This is a genomic window from Marinomonas sp. SBI8L (assembly GCF_001624705.1).
GTDB lineage: Bacteria > Pseudomonadota > Gammaproteobacteria > Pseudomonadales > Marinomonadaceae > Marinomonas.
The window spans coordinates 255547-267543 of record NZ_JSEO01000003.1 but is presented as its reverse complement, the minus strand read 5'-3'; the positions used below and the strand labels follow the sequence as shown (position 1 = coordinate 267543).

The following is an 11997-nucleotide window of genomic DNA, read 5'->3' as shown; positions in this document are numbered from 1 at the left end:
GCTAATTTCCTTTTAGCGCTGCCGCAATAGAGACATTCTTAGCGCCTGCTAAGGTTAATTGATCCAGTAAACCAACAAGCACACCTGTCTCTATTTCAGGCTTTGCTTTTATCAAAAATATCGCGTCAGGATTCTCCGTCACTAAACTAATCAGGCTAGCTTTATCAGACATGAGAAAGTCTTGATTATCTAAAACAAAGCGACCTTTGTTATCAAGAATTTCTAAACGCATAACATCTGTTTTCGATTGGCTCGTCGCCGTTGGCATAGACACATTAATTTGTCGCCAAGGAATGAAGCTCGACGACAACATAAAGAAAAGTAGGAGAATAAACACCACATCAATCAGTGGTGTAAGGCTAATGGCTTGGCGTCTTTTCGTATTAGACTGATTAAGCCGCACAATCATGCTCTGGCATAGCTTCGGACTGATCAAGTAAGTTGAGTTTAGTCTCTTCAATTTCACCTTTATGAGTGAAGACTTGAGTCACAGAATCACTCATAAGAAAGACGATACGCTCTACCTTACGCTCAAATAGTGCATGCATAGCGACTACAGGTATCGCAACAGCAAGACCAACGGCCGTGGTCAAAAGTGCTTGCCAAATACCACCAGACAAAACAGAAGGGTCAACCTGACTACCTGCCGACTCCATATTCTGAAAGGCAACTATCATACCTAGAACCGTACCTAACAAACCTAACAGAGGGCTCAAAGTAGCAACAACTTCAAGAGGTCTTAAATAGGCTTTCAATGATTGAATTTTTTCATCTGCTAAACGCTCTATTTCTTCTTTAACCAAGGCTAGATCATAGTCTTGTTTAGATAACTCTGTCATAGCAAACGCGACTACACCTGAAACAGGACGCTTAGTTTTAAGGCTCTCTATTGCTTGCTCTGGATGAGCTTTACGCCAATGGGACAAGGCTAATTTTAAGTCTTTATCCGATTCCGCTTTGAGGCCAATAAACTGCCAGCTTTTTAAGATAATGATAGTTAAAGCAAACGCAGAGAATAGACATAGAATCCAAACAACAGGGCCACCTGTTTGCAGGAATTCAACAAGAGGAGAAATGCTTTCATGTTGTAACAGGGTATTTAACTGAGCATCAAAACCTGAGCTAATCTCTTGATTTGTAGAGACTTGATTTGTAACGATCTGGCTTGAAGAAGCATCAGTAACGATTTCAGCTGTTTCTGTCATCTGAATACCCTCAACCACCTCGCTAGTAATGCTTGAGTCAGTATTGGTTGTAAGATCATTTGCATTGGGGTTTGCTGCTGGGTTCGCCACTTTAATCTAGCCTATTACACACTATAACATGCAAACAATAACTATTATCAATAGCGTTTGCAACATGTTATTCAGTTAGTTCAATAACACTTGATTATTCAGCCTATAACCAAATTGGAAACCATTTATAAAAAGCCATTAACTTTCGTTTCTTTACATAAATACTGAATAGTTTTTCGAATGAAATGTGGAGATTATTGGCTTTTAGCAGAATCCCCTGTAATTCGCCTAATTTATTCCATTACAATATGGAGATATTGTGCAAATGCTTTTATTTAAACAGTTTCATCTTAGGTTTTAGCCACTAACTCATGAGGTTAGCGTCTTAACTTAGCCTGATCCTTGACTACAATTAGTAACATTACTCAGCTTTCTGACAATAGCCAAACGCCAATAGAACGCAGAAAGATACAAAAACCTCAGGGTAAAACGGCCAATTTTTATTATATTTAAAAGCACTTTAAGCAATAAAAAGAACAACAACTTTCAAAGCAATAACAACAAAAGCCTCTACTCTCAATTTTGAAGGATGAATAAGGGTTGAAGATAAGGACATTTATCATGGGTTGGTATGCTTCAACATACGTTAAATGAGATCTTATGATTTTTGCAAAATTAGCTCTTTTTTCACTACTGATTTTATTCAGCAAAATAAGTTTTGCCGAAGAAACATCAGCCTCTATTGAGGACTCTAGAGACAAGGTCAACCAAGCGAGCCAGTTGGCAAGCCAGTATTGGCAAGGACCAACCTCGGGCCCAAAAGCGGCTCAAGATAAAAACATTATTTTTGTTGCCGCTGACCTTAGAAATGACAGTATAAAAAGCCTCTCTCACAGTGTGATAGATGCCATAGACAGCATAGGCTGGAATATCAGTTTTCTAGATGGTTATGGCTCTGATAATGGCCAAGCCAGCATATTAACAAGAGCCATTTCCAGTAAACCAGATGGCATCATCCTTGGTGGCGTCGACATAAAACAAAGAAAAGAATTGCTTAAAGCAGCGAAAACCTTATCTATTCCTGTGGTTGGTTGGCATGCTGGAGAAATCGCCGGCATTCCAGCAGATGAGTCAATTTTTTATAATGTTTCAAGCGATCCAATTGAAGTAGCAGAGTTAGCCGCCCACTACACCATTATTGACGGCAATGGCCAATCAAACATTGTTATCTTCACTGATACCAGTTTTAGCATTGCCAAGACAAAATCTGACGCCATCATCAAGACCATAGAAGATTACTGCTCTATGTGTAATATTTTGGCCATTGAAGACATGCCAATCGCTAAAATCCCGCAACAAATGCCAGCGACCATAGCGCGATTAATTGGAGAGTTTGGTAACAAAATCACGCACTTTGTCGTCATTAATGACCTCTATATCGACTTTGCTCTACCTTCACTTTTATCTTCTAAGCTTTCAGCTCAATATTTACCCCGCAGTATTTCTGCTGGTGACGGCAGTAAAGCTGCCTACAAGCGAATCGAAACCAATACTTTGCAAGTGGCGACTGTGCCTGAACCTTTAGTGCTTCAAGGCTGGCAGATTGTTGATGAGCTAAACCGTGCTTTTAATAATCAAAAGCCGAGCGGTTATACCGAAAGAGCACAGATAATTAACCGCCAAAACATGAAAAAGTATGTCGACAAGAGCAACAACTACGACCCAGACCAACAATATCGCAAAGCTTACCTTCAGCTTTGGCATTAAGGTTTAACACATATGAATACACCTAAAATCACACTGGGCTTTAGATTTATATTCTCTGCGCTACTTGTCCTAACCTTGTTATGTTCGTTGGGCTTTTACGTTATTAACTCCCTCTCTAATATTCGTAGCATTATTGATTATCAATCTAACCAGCATATTAATAAGCTAGCGATCAATTCATCTGTAAGCCGTGAAATGTTCATCCTGTCTAATCGCATCCAGCTATTAGAGCAATCACTGCTTTATGATAAGGAAATACTGAACAAGGAAGGCCAGTTTATTGAGCAAAAGCTAAATGAAATTAGAGCCTTATCTGATTCCACTAACTTCTCTCAACTTACCGATGTTTTTATTCGAAACTTTCATAGATTTATCGATAACTCTCTGTCTTTAAACCAAATTTTAAGAGAGTTAAATAGCGCAGATAAAGAGCTACTCGATATACTAGAAGCCTTGGATCTTTCCGTAAGTGAGAACCACTTAAATAATGTACTACGCCATGAAGACACTCACATCAGCACACCAGGGGATAACTTTCATACGAGTAACAATGTATTAGAAGGGGCCATCACTCGTTTACGTGTAACCTATTTAACAATAGGCAAACTAACAGCCACCATAAGAAGTCGGATCACACCCGATACGGAAGAAGTATTAATCATAGAGATAGAAAACCAGCTGGATATTTTTGAACTCCACCTGTCGAACCTTAATGGTTTGTACTCTCCTATTATTGAGAACAAATTAAAAACGAAACAGAGCCTTGATCAATACCGTCAAGTACTACAAAAGCTGCAAAGCAAACTAGCTCAACGCTGGCGTATCCTCTCATCACTTGCCAAGTCAGAAGATGAGCTTCTAACTCAAGTCGAAAAAACAGAAAGCAGTGTAAAATTCAGCGCTATTTTGCTGAAAAACCAATTAAAAACTGAAATCCAGACACTGCGTTTAGAGGTGATTTATTTCGCTGGCTTTATCCTTATTTTTAGCGGTATTGTCTTTATTCGCCAAATCCATAAGCACATTAAATCTCCGATCAAGACCATCATCACGCGCTTTAATGAAATAGAGGCTGACCAATTTAATCAGGTCATTAAACTGCAGCGTCAGGATGAGTGGAACACGATAGAAAAAGCCTTTAATAAGATGAGTCGTAGACTCGATGAAACCTACCAAGAACTACAGGCTGAGCGAATCAAGCTAAATCACCTAGCTCACCACGATGTGCTCACAGGTCTTGCTAATAGATTGCAAGTTTACCAAGACATAGAACACTGCATTAAAAAGTCTCAACAAACTGGGGCTAAATTCGGCTTACTCTTTTTAGATATTGATCAGTTCAAGCATGTGAACGACAGCTTAGGCCATGGTATGGGAGATCAGTTACTTAAACTTATCTCTAAACGTTTACGTGAAACAGTTGCTTCTGATGGCATAGTGGCACGCTTAGGCGGTGATGAGTTTATGGTTATTTACCCTGACGAACAGAGTCTCGCCTCATTGCAAGACAGAGCGGAAGAGTTAAATTGTACCCTTAACTTTCCTTTTGAACTCAATGCCAATAGTGTCTTTGCTGGCAGCAGTATAGGCGTATGCCTCTACCCAGAGCATGGCGATACTTTAGAGAGCTTGGTTAGTAACGCAGATGTCGCCATGTACCATGCTAAACGTAAGGGCCGAAACACCTATAGCGTTTACCAAGCAGAGATGTCGACCGAAGCACACAAGCTACTACAATTAAGTTCAGGTATTCGTAAAGCGATAGAAAATGATGAATTCTTTATTCATTACCAACCTCAATACAATTTGCTCACAGATGAAATTATTGGCGCTGAAGCCCTCATTCGATGGAATCACCCTGAAATGGGGCTTATCACGCCAGACAACTTCCTACCGATTGCAGAGAAAACCGGCATAATCACAGAAATAGATACCTGGGTATTTACCCGTGTTGTGAAGCAAATTAGCCAATGGCGAGACGAAGGTATCGATCTAACAGATAAGTTCTTCTCCATTAATTTCTCTGCAAGAAAGTTCTTAAGCCCAGACTTGCCTGATGAATTGTTACACTTGCTTGAGAAGCATAACTGCCCAACTAACTGCATCACGATAGAGATTACAGAACAGGACCTTGTGGCTAACCTAGACGACTGCTCTGAAGCCATCATAGAACTCCAATACAATGGTTTTAAAGTCGCGATTGACGACTTTGGCATTGGCTATTCATCATTAAACTATTTAAAACGTCTACCTGCCCAGTGCTTAAAAATAGATAAGACTTTTGTTGCTGATCTAGATGCAGAAAAGCAAGGCACAGATTCTGCTATAGTGAACGCCATCATTAATTTGGGAACTAATATGTCTTTAACCCTCATTGCAGAAGGCATAGAAACAGAAGAGCAAAAACAAAGCCTTATCCGAGAGGGCTGCCATTTAGGACAAGGTTATCACCTAAGTTATCCGATTCTGCCTGATGAGTTAAGTAAGTTAATGAGAATTAATGTTAAAAGCGCTTGAAAAAGCGCTTAACATGCCACATATATCCTTTTTGCCGTGAATTATATTGATATAAGTCATGACATCTAACCAAGCATCTTAATACGAAATTCAAAATATCTTGTTAAGATGGTTTTTATTAGGACACTTTTGGCGGCCTTTATGAATTCAGTTTCCATCATTTCTGACTTTACTCACTTGTTACCAGCTTCAACCAGTGCCGAGCAGCTTGCCTGCATTAAGGTCACCGGCCCTGACAGCGTTAAATTTTTACAAGGACAAACCAGTTGTGACTTCACCCAACTCACACACGAGCAGGGTCTACAGGGAGCGGTATGCAATATTAAAGGCCGAGTTATTGTTAATTTTTATGCATTTATTCGAGGTGACGACATACTCCTTATCATGGCGTCCGACCTGATTGAAACTAGCCTTAACCACCTAAAAAAGTTTGCTGTCTTCTTCAAAACCCAACTAGATAGTGTCCAAGAAGACTTTAAAGTCGACTATGTTTTTAGCCAAGATAACTTGCTAACTAAACAAGATATGCCTTTTGCATGTGAAGCCATTGCGCCTTCTCATATATTGGCCCAACTATGCCAAGCTGAGGTTAATCATTATCTATACATTCGCCCAAGCGATGAACAAAACGCACCTCAAATCCCAGACAAAAATGATGACTTATTTGGCTTAAGCTTATTAAGTGGCCAAGCTTTGATACAAGCAGAAAATACAGAGAAGTTCATTCCACAAATGCTAAATATGCAGCATACCCATGGAGTGAACTTTAAAAAAGGCTGTTATACAGGGCAAGAAATTGTTGCTCGTATGCAATACAGAGGTAACCTGAAAAAGCACCTCTACCTCTTAAGCGCTCAAGAAAAATTAATGCTCTCAGCGGCTATGAAGCTTGCCAACCAAGATGGAAAAGAGGTTGCTGAAGTCGTGAGCTCAGTTACCTTAGGAGGTAACACTTTAATTTTTGCCATTATTGGTGATGAGTCAGCTCAAGCACCTTTATTTTATCAAGGCACGCCTCTCACCCTTGAACCTTTGCCTTACAATCAATAGCAGCAATAACTAACACCTTATCACTCTAAAAGAGCGATAAGGTTTGTCCTTGTTGAGCATCATCAGCTAAACGCCAATCAATTTCTGTTTTACCCTGCTTCTTTAGATACTTATTTGCTAAAGAAAAGTGCTGACAGCCTAAAAAACCACGATAGGCAGATAAAGGCGATGGATGAACAGACTCTAAAACAAGATGCTTTTGCCTATCAATTGCCTTGCCTTTTTTCTGAGCATAAGAACCCCAAAGCATGAAGACTAAACCTTGATGCTCATCGTTTAATAATTCGAATACTTTATCAGTAAAGGTTTCCCAGCCTTTTCCTTGATGAGAGTTAGCTTTGGATTTTTCCACACTCAAAACACTATTAAGCAATAATACACCTTGCGCAGCCCATGCTTCTAAATTGCCATGTGACGCAATTGGAATATCCAAATCTTGATTCAACTCTTTATAAATATTGACCAAAGAAGGGGGTACTTTCACTCCAGATTTAACCGAGAAGGATAAGCCATGGGCTTGGCCTGGCCCGTGATAAGGGTCTTGGCCTAAAATGACCAACTTAACTTGATCAAAAGGAGTTAACTTAAAGGCATTAAAGCAGTCTTCTTCAGTTGGAAATGTCTCTACTCCCGACTCTCTTTGTGACGTGATAAAAGACTGTAAAGACTGCATATAATTTGCATCAAACTCAGCGGCTAATTTCGTTTGCCATAAGGCTTCCAAGGGCATAATGACTCTTACTCAAATCTAAACATATTTAACGACTAGGACGTTTTTGAGAGCTTGCTTTGGGCAATATCTTCTAGCACTTCCTGTTTAAAAGCATGATAACACTGTATTGCTTCTACATCTTGGGCTGTCGAGACATGCTTAAGTAACAACCAAGCCATTTCACGTATTTTGTAAAGCAATTGATAGTTATCAAAATCACCGGTGAGAGTTTCTAGCGTTAGTGACTCATCATAATTTGCCAAAAAGTACTCTTTCTGAGGAGTAGAAAAATTATGGGATGAAAAAATCAAAGCCAGATCAAACAAAGCATCGCCCATTCCGGCATATTCCCAGTCAATCACCCAAAAATGCAATTCATCAGCCAAACAGTTTTTAGGGTTAATATCGTTATGGCACATAACGGGCAGATAAGGTCGTATTTTATTCAAGTAAGAAAATGACAAATCTTGCAAAAAACTAACTTCATGTCGTAATAAATTGTCTTTTGATAACCTTTTTTCACAGGTATCAAGATAGGCTTCTATCACATTCTTTACGTCATAATGCGCTTGGTTTGAGGGCATTTGATGAATTAATCGAGTACTTTTTGCCAGCCTTAGGATGTCTGAGTCAGTATGATTAACCTGCCAATCAAAGGGCTTTTGAGCAACAAATTGGCTGACCATCAGGCCAGTTTCCTGATCAAAATAAAGACAGGAAGGAGAAATTACCGCCTCTTGCGCCTTAGTTAGGGCTATTTTTTCAGAAATTCGTGAGATCTGGAAATCTTTCTCATCAAGCCCAGGTACACGTAAAACCCACCTAGGCTGTCCTTGCCAAGAGAGACAATAGGCCTTATTTGAATAGCCGCCTTCTAAAACATCTATGCTGAGTTCAATTGCAGGCGGAATCAGATGTTTAATTTTATCTAAATGTTCTAATAATGTTGTCATTTTCAATCATTTTATTGCCAGATTTAGATACGGCTGTCAGAATGACTAATAGTCGTATCTGAGTCAATAGACAGGCATAAGCAGAGCAATGAATAAACACGAAGACATAATTCGTAAAATCCAGGACAAACTGGACACATTAAGTAAATCTGAGCGCAAAGTTGCAGAAGCAATTTTATCAGACCCAAAATCAACCATTCATTCCAGTATCGCAAAATTAGCTGCCCGAGCTGAAGTGAGTGAGCCAACCGTTAACCGTTTCTGCAGAAGCTTGATTGGTAGTGGTTTTCCAGATTTCAAAGTTGCCTTGGCACAAAGCCTTGCAACAGGCACACCCTATGTAAACTTAAATGTTGAGCCTGATGATGCTCCTGGGGCTGTCACGAATAAGATTTTTGAAGCAGCTAAGAATAACCTTACCCGTGCTCAAGAATTATTGCCGCCTTCCTTAATTAGCCGTGCAGTAGATATTCTTGCTCAAGCACGTCGCATTGAGTTTTATGGACTAGGTGCATCAGGCCCTGTTGCTCAAGATGCTCACCACAAATTCTTCAGGTTAAATATGCCTGTTGTGGCCTACATAGACATTCTAGTGCAACGCATGGCTGCTGCTGGTACTCACCCAGGAGATGCTGTTGTAGTGATCTCTTATACAGGCCGTACCCTACCCTTGATCGAAACCGCACGTGTTGCCCGTGAAGCAGGTGCAACAGTCATAGGTTTAACGAATCCAAACTCACCTTTGACTGAGCATTGCTCTATTGTATTGCCAATTGAAGAGACAGAAGATACGGACATTTATACACCTATGAGCTCACGCATTGTCTATCTCACCCTGATAGACGCTTTAGCAACGGGCGTATTACTAAAACGTGGCCCTGAGTTTAATGCACATCTGCGTAAACTTAAGACCAGCGTTAAGGATACCCGCTTACCGAAAGAGTAAAGCTTATATAAAGATTAAGCCCGCTAACCAAATAAGTTAGCGGGCTTTTTGTCGTCTTTACGATGCATTTTTTGCCAACGCCTCAATTACAAAAAAACTAAATTAGTATTTTGCAAAGAATAAGAGCATTTCGAAATTTCGCCCTCGTTTTCTGAAAGACAGTTCACTCGCCAACCACCTAGACTAAAGATGAAGGCTTTTATCTATATGCTCAGCTGGGAAAATATATCCTTTTTTCCTTCTAGCACTTCATTTTGTAACCCACGTCGGTGCAGTGGTTTTCAACTCACATAAAAAATAATCAAAAAAACTTATTAAAGTTAAAAGAACCAGGAAATAAAATGATAGAAAACAATTTAATAATCACCTTTACCTTTCTAGTTTACCTTGCGGTAATGCTAGGAATAGGTTTATACGCTTACAAACTAACCTCAAGCTCTGAAGATTACTTCTTAGGCGGTCGATCTCTAGGCCCTTGGCCAACAGCGCTTTCTGCTGGTGCTTCTGACATGAGTGGCTGGTTGCTACTTGGTCTGCCAGGCTATGCTTTTGCAGCTGGCATGGAGTCTATCTGGTTAGCAGGTGGCCTTTTATTAGGTACTTGGCTGAACTGGTTAATCTGTGCAAAAAGATTACGTACTTACAGTATTCAAGTGGATAATGCGCTTACTATCCCTGAATACTTATCTCGCCGTTTTAAAGATAATTCAAAATTGCTGCAGACTATTTCTGCCTTTTTCATTTTACTTTTCTTCCTTTTTTACACTAGCTCGGGCTTAGTAGCAGGCGGTAAACTGTTTGAAACTGTATTTGGTCTAGATTACTCAACAGCTGTTATCATAGGTACTGTTTGTGTTGTTTCATACACGCTATTTGGTGGCTTCTTAGCGGTTTCTTGGACTGACTTGGTACAAGGCCTTCTCATGGCAGCAGCACTTGTTATCGTACCTGTTATTGCACTTGATGGTTCTATCTCTGAACTAAGCGCTAATCTTGAAGCGAAAAACCCTGAGTTACTAACCCTTTGGAACAATGCTAAAGGTGAACCTTTAACTTGGATCAGTATTGCCTCTCTTGCTGCTTGGGGCTTGGGTTACTTTGGTCAGCCTCATATCCTAGCGCGTTTTAAAGCTTGCCGTTCTAACCAAGATATCACGACAGCACGTCGTATTGCCGTTTCTTGGACTGCCCTTTCTATGGCTGGCGCTCTGCTGATTGGTTTTGTTGGCATCATCTATGTTGACGCAAACCTAGGTGGTAGCTTGGCTGATGGCGAGACTATCTTCATGATCTTGGTGAATGCAGTTTTCCATCCAGTTGTTGCTGGTATTCTACTAGCCGCTATCTTAGCTGCCATCATGAGTACTGCTGACTCTCAACTATTGGTTTCTTCATCTGCACTTGCAGAAGATTTCTACAAGCAGCTAATCCGCAAAGAAGCTAGTAGCAAAGAAATCGTAATGGTTGGCCGTGTTGCCGTTATTGCTTTATCCCTATTAGCATTAATGCTAGCGCTTAACCCAGATAGTTCGGTTCTTGGTCTAGTATCTTATGCATGGGCAGGTTTTGGTGCAGGTTTTGGTCCAGCTATCTTGTTCAGCCTATTCTGGCGCAGAATGAACCGCAATGGTGCCTTAGCGGGTGTCTTGGTAGGTAGTATCACTATCGTTGTCTGGAAACAGTTAAGCGGTGGTATATTTGACCTTTACGAAATCGTACCTGGCTTTATCTTAGCCTCTATCTCTATCGTCCTTGTTAGCTTGATGACAGCTTCAAATGACGAAATTGAAACAACTTTCGATGAGTATGAAAAAAAACTAGATACCATGGCGTAAGCCAACTTTTATCAATGGCTCGCTTCTCCCCCCCGAAGCGAGCCATTTTTTCCCTTCGCAATTTTTCTTACTTCACAACTGATAAAACAGCCAAACTCCATATACCGAATCAGAATTATAAGAAGCTCTCAATCACAGCGGCTTGTTGTTTTCTGCCTTCTGGATCTGCTTGTGTTTTCAGTTCACAAAAAGCATTTGACCAATCTGAGGTCCGTACTCTAACTGCTGGGTTGGGGTGATTCACACAGTCGAGAACTACTTTCGCAACCTCATCACAGGTTTGATAAACACCTGTTTCACTGCGCCCTTGAACACCGCCAATATACTTTTGCAAGATAGGTAAGTATTCATCATCTAACATGCCACCAGACTGCGCCACTTGAGCCAGTACATTATTACCAAACTCAGAACGAATGCCGCCTGGCTCAATCAGTGAAAATTTAATATTAAAACTAGGTTGAATATAACTGGCCATGGACTCGGTATAGCCTTCTACAGCAAATTTTGCGGCACAGTAAATCTCATTAAAAGGCTGTCCAACTAAACCGCCCACAGATGAAATATTAATAATATGGCCTGACCTTGCTGATCGCATAAAAGGTAAAACGGCTTTTGTACAGCGAACAACCCCCATATAATTTACATCCATAACCCATTGGATATCATCTTCACTCGCCTGCTCTGTGCTCCTTACAAACCCAGCACCAGCATTATTTATCAATAAATCAATTTGGCCTTCTTGCCCAATAATATCAGCCACACATTGATTCACATTAGCGCTATTTTGCACATCCAGCTGCTTAATGGTGACAGCCATATCTGACGTAATTTGTGACTCTAAATTAGATTTTTTCTCTAGGTTACGCATGGTGGCATAAACATGAAAACCCTGTTTTGCCAGCATCAGCACCATACTTAACCCTAATCCTGTTGACGTTCCTGTCACTAAAGCAATTTTTTTCATAACTCTCTCCCACATAAA

The 11997-nt window shown here is 40.3% G+C and carries 10 protein-coding genes; 5 read left to right on the top strand and 5 right to left on the bottom strand.

Annotation, left to right across the window (positions count from 1 at the left end):
- Position 1 precedes the first annotated feature (1 nt).
- Positions 2 to 403 carry an ExbD/TolR family protein gene (locus OA91_RS05355; RefSeq protein WP_197477741.1) on the bottom strand — a complete coding sequence of 134 codons (402 nt, stop codon included), beginning with the start codon at positions 401 to 403 and terminating at the stop codon, positions 2 to 4.
- On the bottom strand, positions 393 to 1295 hold the full coding sequence (locus OA91_RS05350; protein WP_231870312.1) for a MotA/TolQ/ExbB proton channel family protein: 903 nt from the start codon (positions 1293 to 1295) through the stop codon (positions 393 to 395). Before OA91_RS05350 ends, OA91_RS05355 begins: the two co-directional genes overlap by 11 nt.
- A 600-nt stretch (positions 1296 to 1895) precedes the next feature.
- Between OA91_RS05350 and OA91_RS05345 the strand changes: the two genes are divergently transcribed.
- The 3 genes from OA91_RS05345 (at position 1896) to ygfZ (ending at position 6569) form a co-directional block, all read left to right on the top strand.
- Positions 1896 to 3002, top strand: coding sequence for a substrate-binding domain-containing protein (locus OA91_RS05345; protein ID WP_063336635.1), 1107 nt, complete (start codon positions 1896 to 1898; stop codon positions 3000 to 3002).
- A 12-nt stretch (positions 3003 to 3014) separates the two neighbouring features.
- Entirely contained in the window at positions 3015 to 5519 is a 2505-nt protein-coding gene (locus OA91_RS05340) for an EAL domain-containing protein (RefSeq protein WP_063336634.1), read from the top strand.
- 141 nt (positions 5520 to 5660) lie between these two features.
- Positions 5661 to 6569 carry a CAF17-like 4Fe-4S cluster assembly/insertion protein YgfZ gene (ygfZ, locus tag OA91_RS05335; RefSeq protein WP_063336633.1) on the top strand — a complete coding sequence of 303 codons (909 nt, stop codon included), beginning with the start codon at positions 5661 to 5663 and terminating at the stop codon, positions 6567 to 6569.
- Between the two features lie 25 nt (positions 6570 to 6594).
- Here the strand turns inward: ygfZ and ung are convergent, their stop codons facing one another.
- Positions 6595 to 7299 (bottom strand): uracil-DNA glycosylase, encoded by a 705-nt coding sequence (gene ung / locus OA91_RS05330; protein WP_063336632.1) that lies wholly within the window; start codon positions 7297 to 7299, stop codon positions 6595 to 6597.
- A gap of 35 nt (positions 7300 to 7334) precedes the next feature.
- The gene (locus tag OA91_RS05325) at positions 7335 to 8234 is read right to left on the bottom strand and encodes a choline/ethanolamine kinase family protein (RefSeq protein WP_063336631.1); all 900 of its coding nucleotides are present in this window, start codon (positions 8232 to 8234) and stop codon (positions 7335 to 7337) included.
- Between the two features lie 88 nt (positions 8235 to 8322).
- On the opposite strand from OA91_RS05325, the gene hexR reads away from it, so the two are divergent.
- Both hexR and putP read left to right on the top strand, forming a co-directional pair.
- A complete protein-coding gene (gene hexR, locus OA91_RS05320; protein WP_046017604.1) occupies positions 8323 to 9180 on the top strand; it encodes a transcriptional regulator HexR in 858 nt (285 codons plus the stop codon).
- 341 nt (positions 9181 to 9521) lie between these two features.
- Positions 9522 to 11015 (top strand): sodium/proline symporter PutP, encoded by a 1494-nt coding sequence (gene putP, locus OA91_RS05315; RefSeq protein WP_063336630.1) that lies wholly within the window; start codon positions 9522 to 9524, stop codon positions 11013 to 11015.
- Positions 11016 to 11130: 115 nt separating this feature from the next.
- Here the strand turns inward: putP and OA91_RS05310 are convergent, their stop codons facing one another.
- Entirely contained in the window at positions 11131 to 11979 is an 849-nt protein-coding gene (locus OA91_RS05310) for an SDR family oxidoreductase (protein WP_063336629.1), read from the bottom strand.
- Positions 11980 to 11997: the final 18 nt, after the last annotated feature.

What these genes read in the sequence shown, in the direction of transcription:
- ygfZ (WP_063336633.1), top strand. Translation starts at nt 5,661, where the DNA reads ATGAATTCAGTTTCCATCATTTCTGACTTTACTCACTTGTTACCAGCT.
- OA91_RS05340 (WP_063336634.1), top strand. Translation starts at nt 3,015, where the DNA reads ATGAATACACCTAAAATCACACTGGGCTTTAGATTTATATTCTCTGCG.
- OA91_RS05325 (WP_063336631.1), bottom strand. Translation starts at nt 8,234, where the DNA reads ATGACAACATTATTAGAACATTTAGATAAAATTAAACATCTGATTCCG.
- putP (WP_063336630.1), top strand. Translation starts at nt 9,522, where the DNA reads ATGATAGAAAACAATTTAATAATCACCTTTACCTTTCTAGTTTACCTT.
- OA91_RS05345 (WP_063336635.1), top strand. Translation starts at nt 1,896, where the DNA reads ATGATTTTTGCAAAATTAGCTCTTTTTTCACTACTGATTTTATTCAGC.
- hexR (WP_046017604.1), top strand. Translation starts at nt 8,323, where the DNA reads ATGAATAAACACGAAGACATAATTCGTAAAATCCAGGACAAACTGGAC.
- ung (WP_063336632.1), bottom strand. Translation starts at nt 7,299, where the DNA reads ATGCCCTTGGAAGCCTTATGGCAAACGAAATTAGCCGCTGAGTTTGAT.
- OA91_RS05310 (WP_063336629.1), bottom strand. Translation starts at nt 11,979, where the DNA reads ATGAAAAAAATTGCTTTAGTGACAGGAACGTCAACAGGATTAGGGTTA.